25 protein-coding genes are annotated in these 17,683 nt (G+C 59.4%); 12 read left to right on the forward strand and 13 right to left on the reverse strand.

Going from position 1 to position 17,683, the window contains the following annotated elements:
- Window positions 1–304: 304 nt before the first annotated feature.
- Window positions 305–988: a methyltransferase family protein gene (locus J3P73_RS06960; RefSeq protein WP_207579829.1), complete on the reverse strand. Its 684-nt coding sequence runs from the start codon at window positions 986–988 to the stop codon at window positions 305–307.
- Window positions 989–1,115: 127 nt separating this feature from the next.
- Window positions 1,116–1,652 (reverse strand): hypothetical protein, encoded by a 537-nt coding sequence (locus tag J3P73_RS06965; RefSeq protein WP_018068827.1) that lies wholly within the window; start codon window positions 1,650–1,652, stop codon window positions 1,116–1,118.
- Window positions 1,653–1,899: 247 nt separating this feature from the next.
- On the opposite strand from J3P73_RS06965, the gene J3P73_RS06970 reads away from it, so the two are divergent.
- The 7 genes from J3P73_RS06970 to J3P73_RS07000 all read left to right on the forward strand — a co-directional run bounded on the left by J3P73_RS06970 (window position 1,900) and on the right by J3P73_RS07000 (window position 5,671).
- Window positions 1,900–2,154, forward strand: a complete 255-nt coding sequence (locus tag J3P73_RS06970) for a DUF7940 domain-containing protein (protein WP_024322739.1) — start codon at window positions 1,900–1,902, stop codon at window positions 2,152–2,154.
- Complete coding sequence (locus J3P73_RS06975) at window positions 2,129–2,593, forward strand: lysozyme (RefSeq protein ID WP_130681361.1); 465 nt, start codon at window positions 2,129–2,131, stop codon at window positions 2,591–2,593. The genes J3P73_RS06970 and J3P73_RS06975 overlap by 26 nt, the downstream gene beginning before the upstream one ends.
- Window positions 2,593–2,955: a hypothetical protein gene (locus J3P73_RS06980; RefSeq protein WP_027689699.1), complete on the forward strand. Its 363-nt coding sequence runs from the start codon at window positions 2,593–2,595 to the stop codon at window positions 2,953–2,955. Before J3P73_RS06975 ends, J3P73_RS06980 begins: the two co-directional genes overlap by 1 nt.
- Before the next feature lie 19 nt (window positions 2,956–2,974).
- On the forward strand, window positions 2,975–3,187 hold the full coding sequence (locus J3P73_RS06985) for a hypothetical protein (protein ID WP_026170649.1): 213 nt from the start codon (window positions 2,975–2,977) through the stop codon (window positions 3,185–3,187).
- The gene (locus tag J3P73_RS06990; RefSeq protein WP_027689700.1) at window positions 3,184–4,791 is read left to right on the forward strand and encodes a hypothetical protein; all 1,608 of its coding nucleotides are present in this window, start codon (window positions 3,184–3,186) and stop codon (window positions 4,789–4,791) included. The genes J3P73_RS06985 and J3P73_RS06990 overlap by 4 nt, the downstream gene beginning before the upstream one ends.
- 16 nt (window positions 4,792–4,807) lie before the next feature.
- On the forward strand, window positions 4,808–5,236 hold the full coding sequence (locus J3P73_RS06995) for a hypothetical protein (protein WP_018068821.1): 429 nt from the start codon (window positions 4,808–4,810) through the stop codon (window positions 5,234–5,236).
- Between the two features lie 249 nt (window positions 5,237–5,485).
- A complete protein-coding gene (locus J3P73_RS07000) occupies window positions 5,486–5,671 on the forward strand; it encodes a hypothetical protein (protein WP_075225273.1) in 186 nt (61 codons plus the stop codon).
- 604 nt (window positions 5,672–6,275) lie between these two features.
- On the opposite strand, the gene J3P73_RS07005 is transcribed toward J3P73_RS07000, so the two are convergent.
- From J3P73_RS07005 to J3P73_RS07040, 8 genes are all read right to left on the reverse strand, one after another.
- On the reverse strand, window positions 6,276–6,476 hold the full coding sequence (locus J3P73_RS07005; protein ID WP_018068819.1) for a hypothetical protein: 201 nt from the start codon (window positions 6,474–6,476) through the stop codon (window positions 6,276–6,278).
- A gap of 319 nt (window positions 6,477–6,795) precedes the next feature.
- Window positions 6,796–6,978: a hypothetical protein gene (locus J3P73_RS07010; protein WP_018485189.1), complete on the reverse strand. Its 183-nt coding sequence runs from the start codon at window positions 6,976–6,978 to the stop codon at window positions 6,796–6,798.
- Window positions 6,979–7,106: 128 nt separating this feature from the next.
- A complete protein-coding gene (locus J3P73_RS07015; protein WP_018496385.1) occupies window positions 7,107–7,343 on the reverse strand; it encodes a hypothetical protein in 237 nt (78 codons plus the stop codon).
- A 207-nt stretch (window positions 7,344–7,550) separates the two neighbouring features.
- A complete protein-coding gene (locus J3P73_RS07020) occupies window positions 7,551–7,994 on the reverse strand; it encodes a pyridoxamine 5'-phosphate oxidase family protein (RefSeq protein WP_026237102.1) in 444 nt (147 codons plus the stop codon).
- An 85-nt stretch (window positions 7,995–8,079) separates the two neighbouring features.
- A complete protein-coding gene (locus J3P73_RS07025; protein ID WP_017959492.1) occupies window positions 8,080–8,226 on the reverse strand; it encodes a hypothetical protein in 147 nt (48 codons plus the stop codon).
- A gap of 71 nt (window positions 8,227–8,297) precedes the next feature.
- The gene (locus J3P73_RS07030; protein ID WP_027689702.1) at window positions 8,298–8,660 is read right to left on the reverse strand and encodes a hypothetical protein; all 363 of its coding nucleotides are present in this window, start codon (window positions 8,658–8,660) and stop codon (window positions 8,298–8,300) included.
- Window positions 8,661–8,730: 70 nt separating this feature from the next.
- The gene (locus tag J3P73_RS07035; protein WP_018068814.1) at window positions 8,731–8,994 is read right to left on the reverse strand and encodes a DUF1488 family protein; all 264 of its coding nucleotides are present in this window, start codon (window positions 8,992–8,994) and stop codon (window positions 8,731–8,733) included.
- A 140-nt stretch (window positions 8,995–9,134) separates the two neighbouring features.
- Window positions 9,135–9,434 carry a hypothetical protein gene (locus tag J3P73_RS07040; protein WP_168252103.1) on the reverse strand — a complete coding sequence of 100 codons (300 nt, stop codon included), beginning with the start codon at window positions 9,432–9,434 and terminating at the stop codon, window positions 9,135–9,137.
- A 191-nt stretch (window positions 9,435–9,625) separates the two neighbouring features.
- On the opposite strand from J3P73_RS07040, the gene J3P73_RS07045 reads away from it, so the two are divergent.
- Both J3P73_RS07045 and J3P73_RS07050 read left to right on the forward strand, forming a co-directional pair.
- Window positions 9,626–10,030, forward strand: coding sequence for a hypothetical protein (locus J3P73_RS07045; RefSeq protein WP_130687857.1), 405 nt, complete (start codon window positions 9,626–9,628; stop codon window positions 10,028–10,030).
- 72 nt (window positions 10,031–10,102) lie between these two features.
- Window positions 10,103–10,477 (forward strand): hypothetical protein, encoded by a 375-nt coding sequence (locus J3P73_RS07050; RefSeq protein ID WP_024322731.1) that lies wholly within the window; start codon window positions 10,103–10,105, stop codon window positions 10,475–10,477.
- 155 nt (window positions 10,478–10,632) lie between these two features.
- On the opposite strand, the gene J3P73_RS07055 is transcribed toward J3P73_RS07050, so the two are convergent.
- On the reverse strand, window positions 10,633–12,138 hold the full coding sequence (locus J3P73_RS07055; protein WP_207579830.1) for a DegQ family serine endoprotease: 1,506 nt from the start codon (window positions 12,136–12,138) through the stop codon (window positions 10,633–10,635).
- Between the two features lie 550 nt (window positions 12,139–12,688).
- Here J3P73_RS07055 and J3P73_RS07060 point away from each other — a divergent pair.
- Window positions 12,689–13,726: a LacI family DNA-binding transcriptional regulator gene (locus J3P73_RS07060; RefSeq protein WP_024322729.1), complete on the forward strand. Its 1,038-nt coding sequence runs from the start codon at window positions 12,689–12,691 to the stop codon at window positions 13,724–13,726.
- A gap of 53 nt (window positions 13,727–13,779) precedes the next feature.
- Here J3P73_RS07060 and J3P73_RS07065 read toward each other — a convergent pair whose 3' ends face one another.
- Window positions 13,780–14,709, reverse strand: coding sequence for a LysR family transcriptional regulator (locus tag J3P73_RS07065; RefSeq protein WP_130664287.1), 930 nt, complete (start codon window positions 14,707–14,709; stop codon window positions 13,780–13,782).
- A gap of 111 nt (window positions 14,710–14,820) precedes the next feature.
- On the opposite strand from J3P73_RS07065, the gene J3P73_RS07070 reads away from it, so the two are divergent.
- Both J3P73_RS07070 and J3P73_RS07075 read left to right on the forward strand, forming a co-directional pair.
- On the forward strand, window positions 14,821–15,420 hold the full coding sequence (locus J3P73_RS07070; RefSeq protein WP_207579831.1) for an NADPH-dependent F420 reductase: 600 nt from the start codon (window positions 14,821–14,823) through the stop codon (window positions 15,418–15,420).
- A 97-nt stretch (window positions 15,421–15,517) separates the two neighbouring features.
- Window positions 15,518–16,438: a LysR family transcriptional regulator gene (locus tag J3P73_RS07075; protein WP_130771219.1), complete on the forward strand. Its 921-nt coding sequence runs from the start codon at window positions 15,518–15,520 to the stop codon at window positions 16,436–16,438.
- 105 nt (window positions 16,439–16,543) lie between these two features.
- Here J3P73_RS07075 and J3P73_RS07080 read toward each other — a convergent pair whose 3' ends face one another.
- The gene (locus tag J3P73_RS07080) at window positions 16,544–17,497 is read right to left on the reverse strand and encodes an NmrA/HSCARG family protein (protein ID WP_130771220.1); all 954 of its coding nucleotides are present in this window, start codon (window positions 17,495–17,497) and stop codon (window positions 16,544–16,546) included.
- Window positions 17,498–17,683 lie beyond the last annotated feature (186 nt).

The raw sequence follows: 17,683 nt of genomic DNA on the forward strand, positions 1-17,683 counted from the left end.
AATCCCGCCGTGCTGAGCCTGCGACAAAATGCAAGCAAATCCTCAGCCCAAAACCGTGCCGGCCAAATGTCCGGCGCGCGCAGGTAGAGAATTGCAAGCGTGATGATGACTGATGCGATCCAACCCTAAGCTAGCTCTTACCAATACCCGCAGAGAGGATAAAGACCCATGACGATTTACAACCCAGATGATTATGGAGCGATCGGGGATGGTGTGACCGATGACGCCCCGGCCTTTGCCGCCATGACGGCTGATCATCTCCATTCTGGCGCTGTCGCCTCTCGGCCGGAACCTAGCGAGGAAATCATCCAGTGGCCGTGGCGCGTTTGCCGCGCATGGGCAAAAACGGAATCACCTTGGGGACGCGCTCGGCATATGACCGGTAGTCTGGAAATGCCGCCCGGAGCACCGTCTCTTCGTTACTCATCCGGCGAAGTTGCAGGCACCAATGCACGATTCCGAGAAGTACCGTCCACGGAGAAAAGCTGAATAGGATCATTCCGATAATGAATATCTCCTCGGTCAGATAGAGCGGGTGCCGGACGATGGAATATGGCCCCGTTGTGACCAGAGCTCTTGCACCCGGTGCTATGCTGAAACTGCGGCCGAGGATCGCAAGCATATATGCCGATGAAACGAAGCCAATGATCATCAAAACCATTGCGGCAAGGCGCACAGTATCTGGCAACACCATTGGCGGAGGCAGGAAGGCGATCAGCAGGAAGAGGAAGGTGCCTGCCATCGCCGCCAGGTATGGTTCAACGCCGCGCGCAGACCGTACTTGGGGCATTCTCGTTAAGGTCACGACACACATCATGCCGATAAATAAGATCGCAGCGATCTCAGCTATTAGGAATACGACGCCCCGGGACGGATAGTCGCCGGTCGTCATCGTCCGCGCAATCTTGGTCCATACAACTAGTATTGAATAGGAACAGATACCAATCCGGCCGGTGACATCTGTAATAATCAAGTGTCGATTGCTCATTTGTACCCCCACGTTGTTTGAACGCATCTTCGCACGGTTGCGGAAAATGGCAATCGCAACCGGCTAAATTGGTGAATACCAACTATTGGGGATGTGATTTACACCGACGCGCCGCCGTCGGCGTCTGTCAATGCAACGACACGCGATGCGCCAGCAGCCGATCAATTCTGGCCCGGATGCGGATGCGGCGGATGATCTCGGCGTGAGTGAAAAGGCAGGCGAGGGCGGCCACGACGATCAACGCGGTTCCGAGCAGCGCTGTAGGCAACGGCAGTGACCAGTCGATATAACCGGCGGGGAGTGACGCCCCACTGCGACCTGCTTCTGCTGTGCTTGCAGCGGCATTGGCAAGCACCAGCCCAAGCAGCGCAACATGGGCATGAACGAAGCGTGCCCTAAGAAACCGTTTCGGATGAAAAGCAAGATAGACGCCGAAAATCGCCATTGACGCAAACGCAATGAGAAGTTCCCACGCCCCCATCCCCGCCGCGCTAAGTAACATAAGAGGTAAGCGCAACACCGGCAGCATCGTCAGGTACAGCGCCCAAGCAAACGGGCGTGATGGATACATGGCCAGCAGTAGCATGCTGGCGGCAAATACCGCACCGATGGCATAGACCAAAGCAGGTCCGAGACGAACAAAAGTCAGAACGAAGACACGCATTCGCTTTCCTCCTTCGGCAGGCCTCGTGGTTCTGGGCAGAATATTCGCAAATGCTTTAGCAGGGCTTACCGCTTGACCAGCGCCGCATGAATGACTCCGGCTGCGGAGATTTGCAACCTTCCACAAAACTTATCCACCTCAACGAGGCGATTTCATGAACATCGACGGCACGCCGCTGCGGCTATTGCTCTTCGTCGCCTTCGGAACCTGATCACGGCTTAACCCCTCCAAACATCGGAGACGTTCCATGCTCGTCCATAACTGGCGCGCCGTGCTGAGGCGCGCCTGGTCGGTGCGCCTCGTGGCGCTGGGGCTGCTCTTCATCGTCGTTGAGCCCGTCACCAACGTCGTCGCTGCCAGCTGGGTGTCCGGCAACCTCTACATACAGCTCGCCATGTCCACGGCATCGGGGCTCTTCGCTGCGGCAGCGATCATCGCCCGCATCTTCGTTCAGCAGCAAATCTCAGGAGATCTGAATGGCAAACCGCCTGCAGAAGGGTAGTGCCGCCGCGGCCATGGCCGTGGCGCTCGTCGGATCGTTCGAGGGGCTGCGCCAGAATGCCTATCCCGATCCGGCGACGCAAGGGAAGCCGTGGACGATCTGTTATGGCAGCACCAATGGCGTGAAGCCGGGGGACCGCAAGACGGTGGAGCAGTGCAGGGCGCTCCTGGCGCTGGAGCTTAAGACCTATGCGAGCGGCATCGAAAGCTGCGTGCGCGTGCCCCTGCCGGATGCGCGCTTCGTGGCGCTGACCTCCTTTGCCTATAATGTCGGCGTCAAGGCGGCCTGTGGCTCGAGCGCGGTCAGGCTCATCAACCAGGGCAGGGCGGCCGAAGGCTGCGAGGCGCTTTTGAAGTGGAATCGCGCCGCCGGCATCGTCTTTCCCGGCCTGACGCGGCGCCGGCAGAAAGAGCGCCAATTCTGCCTCGAGGGCGTCTGATGTTCTCCATCCTCGACACGCTCAAGATGGGCGCCGGCATCGCCGCCGGCCTGATGCTTTATCACCTCTATGCCGTCTCGATCGGCTATCCCTCGGCGGCAAGGCAGGCGCGCGCCGGCTATATCCTCGTTGCCGAAAAGACCGCAGCCGAGGCCCAGGCTGCCGAGATGGAGCGCCAGCGCAACGCGGCGGCTAAGGCCGGCGAAGAGCACCGCAAGCGTCTCGCGGCCGCCGAGGCCGCCGAGCAGGCCGCCAAAGACACACTCGAAATCGAGATCCAATCTTATGAGCTTCAGCTTTCGGAAAAGAACCGCGCTTGCGCTGTCACTGCTGCTGATCGTCAGTGGCTGCTCCGCCACTGAGCGCTTGAACAAGGCGGCGGTGACGACAGGGCAGGCGGCGGCGGGCGTCGCTCTGCCGCCGCTGCCGGATGATCTCCGCCGCCAGGAAGCGCATACGCCTGTCGTCGAGGGCGAGCCTGTCATCGCCATCCTTGCCCGCGAGCGCCAGGCGCTCGACCGTGCCAACGCCCGCCAGGGGCGCACCATTCAATTCTACGACGACCTCACCAGCAGATATGGAACACGCCGATGATGAATGCCATCTCGCTTGCCCTGACGAACCCGATGGGCGGAGCTGACCTTGCGCCCCCGCCATGGGTGCCGGATGCCAGCCGCTATATGCCGGCCGCCACCGGCACCCGTTGGCCGGCGGGTTTCACGCAAACTTACGCGGCCGACCTGAACTATCAATGTTCAAAGCTGTTCTTCGGCTCACCTGATTACGAAACCAACGATTTCCTGATTCCCTTTGTGGGTTTCGGCTGCACGGAGGGCAACCTTGCGCCGCAGGAGACGATCTTGCCGAATGCCGATATTGCGATCGATGAGGTGTTCTTCATTCACCCGGATGGCACGGAATACCCGGTGCTCTTCGGCGGCAACGCGGCCGCGACCGTCACGGCGTCGACCGGCATTGTCTACGGGCAGGTGACGCTGCCAAGCGCCCTGCCGGCCTGGTCTGTCTTCGGCATCCGAACGGTGTGGCACGGTACGATCGGGCAGACCTATATTGGCGGCTATCGCTGCCAGCGCCATCGGGGCGAAAAATATTGGGCCGCCACCGATCTGACGTCGATTCGGGCGCTGGCCCTGGCGAACGCGGCGAGCACGCCAGCCCGCGACACGTTCTATAATACGGTCGGCAATGAGAGCAACTCGCAGCCTCTTGCCTATGGCCCTGCAATGGTTCTGGCCAAGGGGTGGGACGGCCGGCCGGTTCCGATGGTCCTGTCCGATAGCCTCATCGAGCGCCAGGAGATTGCCGCCACGGCCGATGCCAGGCGCAACATGGGCATGTGGCTGCGCTGGCTTGATGCACGAGATCCGCTATGGGGCAGTATCATACCCCTCGTCATGGGCGTCCCCGGCTCGAAGTCGGTGCAGGAACTGGCGACGTCGGCAACCAAGCGCTGGGCCATGATCGACGCGATCCGGGACACATACAACGGCGGCAAGAATATCTGGACGTTCGTTCTCGACCAGTCCGGCCGCAACGATAACAGCGCCACGGCAAGCACATGGTCGAACGCCAAGCTCGGCTTGGTCGACCGCGTCAAGACGCGCTATGGGGCGGGCATCCATGTCGTCGGCGTCACCATAATTCCGACCATGACCCCTTCGTCGGACAGCGGCCGGACGGTCGCGGGCTATACCGTTCCCGCCTTATGGACAACCACCTTGGCGACGGTGAACAACACCATCAAGGCGAGTTCTCGTTACGCCAAGGTCATCGATCAGCTGCTCGCCTTCACGACGGACATCGATCCGACGAAGTCGCCGGCCGCTGAAATGTTTCCGCTCGGAAACGTCGTCGGGCATCCTGGAAATCAGGACGGCGTGACGACGTGGGACACGATCAAGCTGCCGGCTTCAGTGCCGGACGGCACCCGCATCATGTTCGAATATCAGCCTGGTCAATGGACGTCGAGAAACACCTATGGCCGCATCGACAATGGCGACGGGACGGCTGACTATAAGGTTCAGGAGATATTTGCCACCAACGTCCAGGACAATGCCGCGCTGCTGGCCCACGGCATGAACCTCGATGTCTCGTCTTATGTCCATCCGACGCTGCAAGGGATCTTGCGATTTGTCAGCCGCTTGCCGCAATCCGAAAAGCTGAAATTTTACCCCTAGGCGAGCACTGAGAGAGATGACATCGAATGACGATATTCTCCGCGCTCTCGGGCGCGTCGAGGGAAGACTGACGGGCATCGAGGACAACGTCGCGCTTCTGCGCAAGGAGGTCAGCGACGAAAAGGTGAGGGCCCATGACAGCCGCGCCGTGATCCACAAGCGGCTCGACGAGCAGGCCAGGCAGATTGCCCATCTCGACACCAGGATGGCGATCAGCGGCGGCGCGGACGCTCAGATCCGCGAGGAAATCAAAACCCTCAAGGAGACCGTCGAGAAGAACCACGACGCGGTCGGGCCGGCGCTTGAAGAGTGGAAGCGGATGAAAACGATCGGTTACGGAATATCGGGGTTGATTGCCTTTGCGGGACTGACGATTGGGGGGATGATCGCTTATGCGAGCGATGGCGCGGTGGCGGCGCTTCGGCATTGGTTGAAGATCAATTGATCGGCTCGATCTGTGATCTCTGGAGAGAAAGACAGGTGCTCTTCAAGCAGACATGACCGATTGGCTCCTTGACTGCACCACGCCGCCTCGGCGGATTTTCGATTATTGGCATGAGGGCTAGCCACACAACGCCAGCAGACCGGCATTTTCTCACTCGCCCCAAACCGAAGCAAGCAAACCCTTAAATTTTAGGCATCACTAACGAACAAAACGGCCGCCTGCCGGTTTTCCTCTTAAGGAGGAAGTGTCATGAAGACCATGAACAATCGCCAAGTTCGTATTCCCGGCCCGCGAGAGCACGATGTCGCCGAACATTGCCGCAAGTTCGGGATCGGCCCGGCGGAGGAGAAGAAGCTGAAGAAGCTCCTGGGCTCTCGGGCACCGCTCCATGAAATCCAGGCCAATGCTCCGCCGGGCCAGCCTAAGTGGCGTTAGGTGGGGAGGCGTCGCGGAAGGCGTCGCAAGTGATCATTACACGCTACATTACGGCGATGATTCAAAGATTGAGCGGAACAGAGTAGCGCCGTGAACGCTCGCGAAAGAGGTGCTTTTGCCGGGTTTTGAAGTGATCGATCTTGTTTGAAACGTCGGCCGAATGTTCGGCTTGCTCCACCTGGATCCGCTGAAAGCCCCGCTCCGGCGGGGTTTTTCGTTGGCGTTGTGATGTGCCTGTCGGTTTTCGCCCGGCGGGAGCTTATCGGTGTGACGGTCGCAACGTGCCCGGCCAGGTTGTCGATGATCCCCAGGCGGAATTTCCGGGATAGCGGCGTCGCATTTCTGCCGGGGAACTTCCGACAAGATCAGGGGTTTTGCCGGCGGATCGCGCGGCAGGTCTCGTCTCCTGTACCACTGCACCCCTGCAGTTGCTGCGCGGTCCACTGATGCAAGCACGATGATAGGCGCTTTGCTCCCGGCTGTTGCCAGCGGTCGTTCGTCAGCTGGATGTTCGAAGTTCCCGCCTTCGAAGACGCCCCGATCCGCGTCGACCTCAGCACCTGCGCTGGCCCACGAAGGCACAGGTGCGGGCTAGCAAAGCGTATCAATGCCGTGGGCGCCGCGACAGCATGAGGATGTAATCGTCGGCGATATCGGCAACCACCATGGCGGCTTCAGCGGCCGTATATCCCTTGCCGATGGCGTCGCTGACGATTTTCATGACGGCCGGCTCAAGCGCTTCCCGACAGTCGGACAGACTTTCGACATGCGGGCATTTTGCACGAAATTCCAAGACATTGTTCATGGCATACCCTCCATTTTGATTGAGCTCGGCCCCTATGCATGGAAGCCTGTCTTTCCACGGAAAGGCAGGCAACGGTTCCGGCGAGCTGCTTCAGGAACCAGAAATGTTTTCCTGAAGCTACGATGGCATAGGCCCCGACGTATTCAAGCGCATGCTGATATTAAGGTAAGCCAGTAGGGTTAATTCGTCCGCTGTGTTGCATCGTGGCATCGAAAGCATGTCAAGCCAGCCGCGGCTAACGCATCGGCCCGAAAATCGGAATCGATTTTCGGAAGCACGATGCGTCGATCCAAAGTGTTACAGCGTCCTTTGCGCGGCTTCAGACGCTGATGCGCCGGCCGGCCTTATCAGCCTCTTTGCGATTGGCGCCGTGCTTTTCGATGATGCCTTTGGCATCCTCGTTGGAAATGCGGTGTTTCTTCGCGAAGTAGATGACGTCGTAGGGCCCGTCAGTCACGGCCGCTTTGGCGGGCTGGGGCTTTTTCGTTGTGTCATTGGTCATGATTTTTCCTTTCAAGGCAATGTGGCGCCGGACATCAGGTCATGTCAGCGCCTATTTTCTCCGGAACGAGGATCGGAGAACCGTCACTCTCAAACCGGCATCGGTCGAACAACTGGCTTCGTGCCGTTTTATCGATGCGCTCGGGCCGTCTTGTGTTTTTCCCAGATCTGCGTCGCCTGCGCTGCGATCCCGGTCTTGTGGAAGCGCAGCAGGTGAAGTCCTTCGTTCCGTCGTTTTTCGTCGAAGGCGCTGTTTTCGTAGTCGGCGCCTTCGATGATCTTCTCGCTTTCGAGAACGGTCTTCAATTCCTGCACATAGTGTCCGGTGATGTTGAAAAGGGCTTCAGTCTCGGGTGCGTCTGTCATCGTTTTCCCTGTGGGTGGTCGTGTGGCATTGAACGCGATGCTGGTTCAGCAAGCCGCGTTGGTAAGATGCATCAAGCAATCCGCGCCCCTATGGGAAGGCTGGTATCGGACAGCGCTTAGCCGTGTCTGTCTGGAGTTCCATATATCGTGCAGCAAAGCCGCGCCGAGAATCGATGGTGGAGGCGCGGCAGGTCTGAAGGCGGCACCTTAAACCACTTGCCTTCCCGATACCACGTCAATCGAAATGCCGAAGAATATGGAGGGAGCAGGGTTGTCTTCGCTTTCCGAGTTTAGAGCAAGCGATCCGGGTTCCCACCAAAACGGTTGCTTTTGCAGGAGAGACCAGGCGTGGAGGCGTTCGTCATGCCGGGCCGGCGTATCGGTCAGCTCATCATAGGTGCCTTGAACAAGCACGCTCTTCCACGTTCGGTTTTCGCCGAATTCTTCAACCTGAACACAGGCGGGTGAATGGGCCCGCAATAGATCAATCTTCAGGCCCGGCATGGAAAATATGAAAAGCCGGTCCTTTTCATAGGCATACTGAATGGGAACGATATAGGGATATTTGTCGCCGAGACATGCCAGGTGGCCACGGGTGTGGCCTGCCAGAAAGGCGAGGCAGTCTTGTTCACCCATTTCTCGCAGTTGCATCACGTTATCCAATTCCGTCAGCGTTTCAGCCCTTCATTCGATAGGCAGCAGAGCGTCTTGGCTCGCCGCAACAGTCTTCCAGCGCCTACCAGAAGACATCGTTGAGAATGATATAGACGATAAAGGCCAGACAGATTGCTGGTGTCGATTTCACCAGAAAGTCGATGTACCGGAACCTGCCGATATGCTGGGCGAGGCGTTTCCACGAATGGATGTTTACCGTGGAAGACATGATGCCCTCCTTTGGTTGGGGCCGGGTAACTCTGATTATCCCGGGAAGCAGCGCCCGTTCACAAACTGCCACTACACCAGATATGGGCGCCAATCATCTGCGCTGCAAGGCGTGGCGGATTGCCGGTCCGGCAGTGAGATCCCGCTGCTGTGCACGATCGCAAAGGGCGGCGCGGAGGTGCCGGGATTGCGGGGCACTTCCATACACAATTGCCCTTCTACCTCAACCATCGCTTCGATCAGTTTCAGCCGATCGAGCTTCTGCCGTTGATCGTCGTAGAGCCTGCTGAGCAGCGCATAGGCCGATCCGGAGGGTCTGCCTTTGCGCAATAGTTTCCTGATCAGCATTTCCTGATCGGCAACGCGATGCGCCGCCTTCACGATATGGCGACGCGCCAGCTTCAGGTCTTTCGGGCGGTATCGTGTGGAAACCATATGCTTTGCTCCCCCTGTCTCATCCGGCAGTAGCAGGATGACGGCCGTTTCGTTCGGCGCTTCCCCGCGATCAGCGAAAATCTGCGGCCGTGAGCGTGAAGTTGTTTCCGCGTCGATGCTGATAGGCTCTCGATGCGGCCTCCTGAATGGAAGAACGCGCCGCATCAAAGGCATTGAGGTATGCGGCCTCGGAAGAATTGTGGGTGACCGCGCTGCCGAGCGCTGCTTCTTCGACCAGAAACCTGACCTCGAACATGCCGTCATAGCCGGTGAAGCGGACACCTTTTCGCGCTTCGTCGAAGCTGCGGCTTCTGTTGGGGAAAATAAGTGTCATTGCGGTTATCCTTGGAAGTGGGCGCGGCCGACCTGCGGAACTCGGGCACCGGTGATGATGATGGATGCACGAGGGAGCGAGCAGCTTGATGCCAGATGGTTGGCCACCAGCCTGCCTGCATGTCCGAGCGTCGGCAGATCTCAATGGATGGTCTGCACGATGACCCGGTTTTCAAGCAAAGCTTCCGATGTCTTGATCAAGCGCATCGTACCCGTGATAACCTCATCGGAATAGAGCGAATCCGCACGGGAAATTTCGTCCGTCATATCGCGGAGAACTTTGTTGATCTCCAGCAGAGGCGGCACGAATTCCAGCAATCCGGCGGCTGCCAGCCCGTGTGTCAGGCGCGCGATCGCCTCTCTCAGGTGATCGACCAGTGCACGCCTTTCCACCGGCAGTGCCGACGGCTTCGTGAGGGTCGCTTCATCGTTGAACTGCATGATGCGAATCCTCCTGTCACTAAAATGGGTTCCGCCACGCCATTATCAATGGCCGCCGCCGAATGAGGTTGCGGTGAGGTGGTAATGAGCGCAAGCTGATTCATCGGCGGGCACGATACGGGCACCGCTGCTTGGGGCGCGGCAGTAAACCCTGACGCCAATCAACCCTAGCCCCAACGAAGGAGGACGCCATGTCTTCCACATCAGATCAGTTTTTCGGTGTCGACAATTTGAGGATGCTCGATCGTATCCTGCGAAAGGCCGGCTTTCGCGGCGGCGAAACCCACGCGGCCGATGATGGTGAGATCACCGCCACAAGTTTCCTCATTAGTTGTTTCCAGATGGGCGTCGTCGATGAAGCCGCGTTGAGGTCGTCGCTGAAAATGTATCTCGCGACACAGTTGAGTTCAGGCCCGCTTCCGCAGGCAATGGAAGACGCCTCCTTTGCCAGGTGGCAGGATGACGGCGGCGCCCCGGTGAAAGCCTATCGGATCGCGCACTATACGGCGTCTGGGCGTGCGGACGCATCGCTGCGGCCGCCAGCTTACCGCTTTCCCAAAACCAGGCTGCCTGAACGACTGTCCGAGATCCCGTGAACGGGCCTGCTGCGATGTCGCCGGCACCCCTCGATCGATCGTTGCGATGACATGACGAGCAAGGAAGAAGACATGTCTGGGATTCACGCCGATCAAAAGGACAGGGCCAGGAAAAGCAAAATCATCGCCTTCGTGCGAAAAATCGCAACCTTAAGCCCGACTGCAGACGATCTCATAGCGCAGGCGCGTCAAGCGCGGTCATCGTCAGCGGAGCAGGGGATCGATAGCACTGACAACCAAGCCTATGGTCTGGCGCGTCCACACAAAGGTCCGTTCGATAATGCGACTGCATTCAGCGCTTCTACCTACGACCATGATCTCCCGACGCGGCAGCAATTGGAGGCTGCGCAACGCAGCCAATCCGATGCGGTAAAACAGCAGGAAGCAAACGGCCAAAGGGGCAGATTCCGCATGCGCTCAAAGAGGACGAAGCTGAAATCTCCCTGAGCAGGAAATATGAGCAGCAAATAGAGGAGCGGACGGCGCCCTATGGATTTCCCGCCGACTGAGCGGTGCTTGGCTCCAAGGCTTTTCCGCTCCGGTCCGTCGAAAAGCCCGCCTCAAGCAGGCTTTTCCTGTTTGCAGTAAAACTCGGGCGGCCGTCAGGCTGCCCCAAACGGCACGGCGACGAACGTCTTGTTGCCGTCGCGTTCGACGAGCAGCAGCACCGACTTGCGGCCGGCCTTGCCGGCATCGGCGATTGCGGTCTTGACGTCGCGGGCATTGTGGACCGGTCTGTCGTTCACCGAGACGATGACATCGCCCGACTGGATGCCGGCGGCAGCCGCCGACCTGTCCGGGTTGACCTTGGCGACAACCGCGCCGCTGACCGAGCGCGGCAGGTTGAGCTGCTGGCGCACATCGGGCGTCAGATCGGCAAGGCCGATGCCGAGGCTCGGCTGGCCGGTGCTCTGGTCTTGGGCGTCGGGGCTTTCAGCCGCGGCCTGCTTCTGCCCTTCCTCATTGGTGCCGACGGTGACGTTGAGATCGATGGTCTTGCCGTCGCGCCAGACGCTGAGTGATTTTTTGGCGCCCGGCGAAAGATCGGCGACCAGGCGCGACAGGTCCTTCGGCGTCTTGACGCTCTCGCTGCCGACCGATGTGATGATATCGCCGGGCTTCAGGCCGGCATGGGCGGCCGGCGTATCGTCGGTGACGGCGGCGACCAGCGCGCCGCCGGTCTTGTCGAGGCCGACCGCATCGGCGACATCCTTAGTGACCGGCTGGATCTGCACGCCGAGATAGCCGTGATCGATCGAGCCGTCCTTCTGCAGCTTGGCGACGATCGCCTTGGCCTCATCGGAGGGAATGGCGAAACCGACGCCGACGCTGCCGCCGTTCGGCGAATAGATGGCGGTGTTGATGCCGACGACATTGCCGCTGCGATCGACAAGCGGGCCGCCGGAATTGCCGTGGTTGATCGGCGCGTCGATCTGGATGAAATCATCATAGGGTCCGCTGTGCAGGTCGCGGCCGCGCGCCGAGACGATACCGGCCGTGACAGTGGTGCCGATGCCGAAGGGGTTGCCGATCGCCAGGATCTGGTCGCCAAGCTTCAGCCTGTCGGAATCGCCCCAGCCAATGGTCTGCAGCGGCTTGCCCGCCTCTATCTTCAACACGGCGACATCGGATTTCGGATCGGTGCCGATCAGCTTGGCCGGCAGTTCGGTGCCGTCATCCAGCGTCACCTTGATGTCGACGGCATTGTCGATGACATGGTTGTTGGTGACGATCACCCCGTCAGTACTGATGATGAAGCCGGAGCCGAGCGCCATTGCCTGCTGCGACGGCCGGTTTTTCGGCGCCTGGTGCGGCAGCGGGATGCCCTGATCCTCGAAGAACTGGCGGAACTGTTCGTCCATTGGCGACTCCTGCTCTCCGGCGCTGACATCGGTCGCCTTCATTGTCGTGGTGATGGTGACGACGGCAGGTTTGTCGGCATCGACGATGGACGCGAAGGAGCCGCTGGGGGCAAGAGCGCCGCCGGCATCCGAAGGCGCGGCAAAGGCGCTGGAGGCGTTGATGGCGAAGGGCAGGCATGCCGCGCCGGCGATGATGGCGGCCCCGACAAGGGCTGCGGTGCGATGGTTGCGGAGGATGTGTGACATGGTGGTGATCCCTTGGAAGGTGGTCCCTTGCGAGAGCGTTGGCTTTGGATGGCGTCGTGGTTCCATGTCTTGGGACCTGGCGTCGGATGGCGTTTGGCGCCAATTCCTCCTGGAAATGCGCAGTCGTCGAGGGGCGGCGACCGGGGGGAGAGAAGAATTGGCGCTCGGAATTCATATGATCCCACCAAGCGGATTTACAAATTAAAGTTTGATCATGTTTATATTGCCGATTTGTAAGATATGACTGGAATTTAATCTTCGCTCACGCAGCGTTTGAGCTTCTCAAAAATTCCGGCTTGATTTTGCCTCGCTTGGCCGCCGCCGCGATGTTTTTATTCGACAATAAATGGACTTATTCCTGGAGGCGGTGATCCGATCGCCGCATGCGTCCGTAATTTGCCGGCAGACGATCCTGTTGCTCTTTCTGGAATTGTATTCCGGATTCTGTTGCGAATATAAAATGTTAGTAGACTCTAAATTATTTCTTCTTCAAAAAGTAAAGGCCGCGATTCGAGGGCAAGCGAGTCTCGCGGGCGACGTATAGGGGGGGATGAGGGCAGCAGTGGAGCGGGGGCGGAAAGCCAGGCGCGGCGCGCATGTGAAGTTGAGCGATGTGGCGAAGAAGGTGGGGGTCAGCCCCATCACGATTTCGCGCGCGCTTCGCAATCCAGAAATCGTCTCGGAGGATCTCCGTCAGACCATCCTGCGCACTGTAGACGAGATGGGGTACATCCCCAATCTTGCCGCCCGGGCGCTCGCCGGCCTCCATAACGGCATCATCGGCGTCATCACGCCCGCTTTGCACCAGCACGGCTTCGCCGGCCTGATGATCGGCATCGAGGATTGCTTGCGCGCCACCGAATTCCGCGTGCAATATTCCAGTACGCTCCATCATGCCGACGGCGAGGCGGGCGAGCTCAGATCCTTCCTGACGCAGAAGCCGGCCGGCGTCATCATCGCCGGCGCCGAATCCTATCGTGATCTCCTGCCGCTGATCGAGAATGCCACCTGTCCGATCGCCCATATCACCGATCTCAGCCAGGAGCCGGCAAGGCTGGTCGTCGGCCTTGATCATCATGCGGCAGGCGCCGAACCCACCCGTTTCCTGTTGTCGAGGGGCTATGAGAGGATCGGCTTCATCGGCCGCGGAACGGATATTCGCTCGCGCCGCCGGAAGGAAGGCTATCAGGCCGCGATGCGGGAAGCCGGCCGTTTCGATCCCGATCTCGCCATTGGCGGAAATGAGGGAAGCAGCACCGGCCTCGGCAGGGAATTGTTTGCCCGCCTGTTGCAGCGCGTGCCGGATATCGATGCCGTCTTTGCCCAAAGCGACGATCTAGCGCTCGGCGTCCTCATCGAATGCACCGCGCGCGGCATCCGCGTGCCGGAGGATGTCGGCATCTGCGGCTTCAACGATCTGGAATTTTCAGCCTTCACCCAGCCGACGCTGACGACGGTGCAGATTCCACGCTACGAAATCGGCTACCGCGTCGCCGACATGCTGCTGCGCGCCGTCCGCGACGAACCACCCGGCGAAGACAAGGTCGATTGCGGCTTCTCCATCATCCCGCGCGGCTCGACGCGCTAGCGCGGCTTGACGCGGCAATCTGGTACGATCTGCCAGCTTTGTGTCTGCCGAGATCAGCCCAGTGTTCCTGCAAATCGTTCCGGCCACCGCTCACGTTGAAAAACCTCCGTCAGGAAGTCGATGAACACCCTTGTCTTGGAGGGCAGCAGGGTGCGGTTTGCATAATAGATCGAAATCGGGCCTGCATCGGCATACCATGCCGGGATCAATCGGATCAGCTCGCCGCTCTCCAGATAACCAAGAGCATCCGCCTTGGCGATCATCGCGACACCGAGGCCGAGCAGCGCGGCGGATCGCATTGCCGCGGGATCGTTGACGATGATCGTCTCTTTCAAGGCCGCAGGCTGCTCATCTCCAGCAAGATTGCACATCTGCCGCTGGTGAATTCGACCGGTCCGCATCGAGCGCATGACGATACCGTCGAGTTCGCGCAAGCCGGACGGATCATGAGGCCGAACCCGATCGCCCATATATCCCGGTGATGCCACGGGGATAATATGAGCGGGCGCCAATGCCCTGGCGATGATGCCGGGCGTCAATTCGAACCCTCCGCCGATCGCCGCATCATAGCCCTCGGCGATCAGATCGACCTGTCTGTTTTCGAACATCCATTCCGGCCGGATCATCGGATATCGCTGCATGAACTCCGGCAATAGCGGAAGGATGTAGCCGATGCCGAGTGTCGGGCTCATGCTGAGTTTCAGCACGCCGGATGGTTCGGACTGTTCGTTCGATGCCTCCGAGATCGCTCCCTGCAGGCTGTCCAGATGGTCACGGATTGCGTGCAGAAAACGCTCGCCTGCTTCCGTGAGCGTCAGACTTCGGGTGCTTCGTTGAAACAGCCTGAGCTTCAGGTTGCCTTCAAGTGCTGCGACATTGCGGCTGACCGCCGCCGGCGTCAGGCCGAGCCGCCGTGCCGCCGAGGAGAAGCTCCCAAGCTCGGCGCTGCGTACGAAGGATTCCAGGTTTGCAAGCGTCTCCATACCATGACTTTCAATGAATGCTTGAAATTGATAACAGGCAATTCTGTCTAATCACAGGGGAATAACGAGGCGATATTCGCTCCATCGAAACCAAACAATGGAGTTATCGCAATGACCATCGGTATCATTGGCGCCGGCAAGATCGGCTCCGCCTTCGCCCGGGCCCTTGCCCGCAACGGCATCGCTGCCACGATCTCAAACAGTCGCGGCCCCGACACATTACAGGAACTGACCGAGGAGCTGTCGCCGCACATTACGGCGGGGACGATCGAACAGGCGGCGAAAGCCGACCTCGTCCTTGTCGCCGTTCCTTGGTCAAAGCTTCCCAAGGCATTGACGGGTCTTCCCGACTGGGCGGACCGCGTGGTGATCGACGCCAACAATCCGATCGAAGGACCGCTGTTCAAGCCGGCCGAGCTGAATGGCCGCCTGTCAACGGAAGTCTTCGCGAGCCTGGTGCCCGGCGCTCGCGTCGTGAAGGCATTCAACCATCTTCTGGCGCATCTGGTTTCAGTCGATCCCCGCGCCGAGGGCGGCAGCCGCGTGCTCTTCTATTCCGGCGACGATGCCCAATCGAAGGCCGAGGTGGGGGCGCTGATCTCCAGACTGGGCTTTGCCGGCATCGATCTCGGGCCGATTTCGATCGGCGGCAAGCTCGCGCAATTCCCCGGCGGGCCGTTGCCTGTCCTCAACCTTGTCAAATTCGGATGAACAGCGACCGGCCGGATCAATCCGGCCGATCTGCTCGAACTAGGCACAGCCCGGATTATTCCCTATACCGAGGGAATGACGATCACTGTGCTGAAAAATGGATAATGCGGGACTGTCTCTCGACAGAATGCGCACCTTTGTTCGCGTCGCCGAACGCGGCAACCTGTCGATGGTCGCAAGAGAGTTGGGTATCGGTCAATCCACAGTAACCCGGCACCTCAATGAACTGGAGCAGGCGGTCGGCGTACCGCTTCTCAGCCGAACCACGCGACGCGTCACCCTGACCGACGAGGGCAGCCGCTATTATACGAACTGCCTTCAGATATTGCGCCTGGTCGAACAGGCTGCTGAAGAAGCAAGAGATGCCCGTCAGGCCCCGGCGGGCGCTGTTCGGCTTTCTTGTACGGCAGCGCTCGGCGTGATGCACATCACGCGCCTGATCTTTGATTTCCAGGACAAGCATCCGGACATCCGGGTCGACCTCAACCTGACGGACGAGCGTATCGATCTGGTTCGCGAAGGCGTCGACGTGGCACTCCGTCTTGGGCCTCTCGCCGACAGCGCGATGAAACTGCATGCGCTCGGCGAAAGCCATCGGCTGCTGGTGGGCGCACCGACCTATTTGTCCGTCCACGGACGGCCCCAGCGCCCAGCCGATCTGTCACGCTACGAAACCGTCGTGATGTCCAATGTGGCCGGCAGCGATCAGCTCGTTCTTTCCTCTCCCGATGGCACAAGCCTGATGATCCCCGTCAGTGGCAAGTTGCGCGTCGATCACGGGCTTGCGGCGCGCGAAGCCTTTGCCGCCGGACGCGGCATTGGCCCCGCACACCTCTGGTTGGTCCACGATCTTCTGGACGACGGCCAGCTCGAGGTCGTGCTTGGCGACTATCGTCCTTTACCGGTTCCGGTGAGCTTGCTGATCGTTCCGGAGCGTGCCGCCATTGCCCGCGTTCGGCTTCTGGTCGACTTTCTTGTCGCCGAGATTTCCAAATTGCCGGGAATCCGGTCGTCATGATTTAAAGTATGTCGCGCAAAAGTGTGCAGCGGTTTTGCGCTAACGACATGCGGAAAAACAAAGAGCTAAAACGCGACAAGCGAATCTGAAAGATCGGGACGCGCTTTAGAGTCCGAAAGACCGCTTATCGCCACGCCACCCCGTCGTCCGCAGATACTGCTCCCAGTTGAGCGTGTCGGGGTTCAGGCGACGGCTCCATTCAAGATCGTGCTCCTTGCCGAAATAGCCATAGTCGACAGCATATTCGACCATCCCCAGAATCTCTCGAACGAGAAGTTCGTTGGCGGCAAACTCTGGAAAATAGTGCAGCAGGCCATCCCGGGTGAAAGCGTTTCGATAAGCGGCCTTGCGCCCGGTCACGCGCTGAAAGGTTTCGACCATTTCGCGCGGAGAAATGATGTCGCCAACGATCGGCAGCGTTTTGCCGTTGTAACGCTCGGGGTTTGAGAAAATTTCAAGCACGACTGGCCCGGTCGCCGTCAGCGGATCGACAAAAGGTGCTCGAAAATCTTCAGGAAGATAAACCGGCAGGAGGAGCGTATCGCCCTCCATGCGCGGCACATAATATTCGAGCAGATTCGTGTAGAAGAATGCCAGCATGACGAAGGAATGGGAGATCGGCAGGCCGCGAATATAGTCTGCTACGCGCGCCTTGTCGGTAAAATGCGGCGCATACTTCTTGCCCCTGGTGATCTCGTCGACATTCTCAAGCGTGCTGAAAACAATATGCCCGACGCCGGCCTCAACGGCGGCATCCGCCAGTTGTCGGCCGAGAGGAGCCTCGATGGTTTCCGGCGGGGCGATCGGCGGCGTCATCAGAAATGCGCCATCAGCGCCTTTGAAGGCGGCAACGAGGTCCTTTTGACGGCCAAGCTCGAGCGGGACGGCTACGATTTCAGCGCCGCGTTCCTCCAGACGTAAGGCTTCAGGTGAATCCTTCTTCCGGGTGAAAGCACGCACCCGGAAACGTTGGCTCTCAAGGAGTGCCGCGGCGACGCTGCGCCCCTGTTTGCTCGTTGCACCGGCAATCGCGATCAGTGGCTTTTCATGTGCAGACATAGAGCTTCAAACCTTTCCCTGTCATTGACGCCGACTGCGGTGCCAGGCGTCATTTTGCGGGGAGGACGGTCGGCCTGTGCCGAGAGCCCACCTCGATGGCAGGCACCCTATCTCAACAGGTTCTATGGCTGTAGATATCTGAAATACATAACATAATGCCATTTTATGGATAAATGGCTCCCAGTC

Origin of the sequence: Rhizobium ruizarguesonis (assembly GCF_017357285.1) — a bacterium.
Classification (GTDB): Bacteria; Pseudomonadota; Alphaproteobacteria; order Rhizobiales; family Rhizobiaceae; genus Rhizobium; species Rhizobium ruizarguesonis.

Bases quoted from the DNA above. Each gene is read 5' to 3' on its own strand.
- J3P73_RS07030 (WP_027689702.1), bottom strand. From the start codon at position 8,660: ATGGTTTCCACACGATACCGCCCGAAAGACCTGAAGCTGGCGCGTCGC.
- J3P73_RS07070 (WP_207579831.1), top strand. From the start codon at position 14,821: ATGACCATCGGTATCATTGGCGCCGGCAAGATCGGCTCCGCCTTCGCC.
- J3P73_RS07010 (WP_018485189.1), bottom strand. From the start codon at position 6,978: ATGACCAATGACACAACGAAAAAGCCCCAGCCCGCCAAAGCGGCCGTG.
- J3P73_RS07000 (WP_075225273.1), top strand. From the start codon at position 5,486: ATGAAGACCATGAACAATCGCCAAGTTCGTATTCCCGGCCCGCGAGAG.
- J3P73_RS07040 (WP_168252103.1), bottom strand. From the start codon at position 9,434: ATGCAGTTCAACGATGAAGCGACCCTCACGAAGCCGTCGGCACTGCCG.
- J3P73_RS07035 (WP_018068814.1), bottom strand. From the start codon at position 8,994: ATGACACTTATTTTCCCCAACAGAAGCCGCAGCTTCGACGAAGCGCGA.
- J3P73_RS06990 (WP_027689700.1), top strand. From the start codon at position 3,184: ATGATGAATGCCATCTCGCTTGCCCTGACGAACCCGATGGGCGGAGCT.
- J3P73_RS07020 (WP_026237102.1), bottom strand. From the start codon at position 7,994: ATGCAACTGCGAGAAATGGGTGAACAAGACTGCCTCGCCTTTCTGGCA.
- J3P73_RS07080 (WP_130771220.1), bottom strand. From the start codon at position 17,497: ATGTCTGCACATGAAAAGCCACTGATCGCGATTGCCGGTGCAACGAGC.
- J3P73_RS06975 (WP_130681361.1), top strand. From the start codon at position 2,129: ATGGCAAACCGCCTGCAGAAGGGTAGTGCCGCCGCGGCCATGGCCGTG.
- J3P73_RS07015 (WP_018496385.1), bottom strand. From the start codon at position 7,343: ATGACAGACGCACCCGAGACTGAAGCCCTTTTCAACATCACCGGACAC.
- J3P73_RS07065 (WP_130664287.1), bottom strand. From the start codon at position 14,709: ATGGAGACGCTTGCAAACCTGGAATCCTTCGTACGCAGCGCCGAGCTT.
- J3P73_RS06980 (WP_027689699.1), top strand. From the start codon at position 2,593: ATGTTCTCCATCCTCGACACGCTCAAGATGGGCGCCGGCATCGCCGCC.
- J3P73_RS06995 (WP_018068821.1), top strand. From the start codon at position 4,808: ATGACATCGAATGACGATATTCTCCGCGCTCTCGGGCGCGTCGAGGGA.
- J3P73_RS07055 (WP_207579830.1), bottom strand. From the start codon at position 12,138: ATGTCACACATCCTCCGCAACCATCGCACCGCAGCCCTTGTCGGGGCC.
- J3P73_RS07075 (WP_130771219.1), top strand. From the start codon at position 15,518: ATGGATAATGCGGGACTGTCTCTCGACAGAATGCGCACCTTTGTTCGC.
- J3P73_RS06960 (WP_207579829.1), bottom strand. From the start codon at position 988: ATGAGCAATCGACACTTGATTATTACAGATGTCACCGGCCGGATTGGT.
- J3P73_RS07045 (WP_130687857.1), top strand. From the start codon at position 9,626: ATGTCTTCCACATCAGATCAGTTTTTCGGTGTCGACAATTTGAGGATG.
- J3P73_RS06970 (WP_024322739.1), top strand. From the start codon at position 1,900: ATGCTCGTCCATAACTGGCGCGCCGTGCTGAGGCGCGCCTGGTCGGTG.
- J3P73_RS07025 (WP_017959492.1), bottom strand. From the start codon at position 8,226: ATGTCTTCCACGGTAAACATCCATTCGTGGAAACGCCTCGCCCAGCAT.
- J3P73_RS07060 (WP_024322729.1), top strand. From the start codon at position 12,689: ATGAGGGCAGCAGTGGAGCGGGGGCGGAAAGCCAGGCGCGGCGCGCAT.
- J3P73_RS06965 (WP_018068827.1), bottom strand. From the start codon at position 1,652: ATGCGTGTCTTCGTTCTGACTTTTGTTCGTCTCGGACCTGCTTTGGTC.
- J3P73_RS07050 (WP_024322731.1), top strand. From the start codon at position 10,103: ATGTCTGGGATTCACGCCGATCAAAAGGACAGGGCCAGGAAAAGCAAA.
- J3P73_RS07005 (WP_018068819.1), bottom strand. From the start codon at position 6,476: ATGAACAATGTCTTGGAATTTCGTGCAAAATGCCCGCATGTCGAAAGT.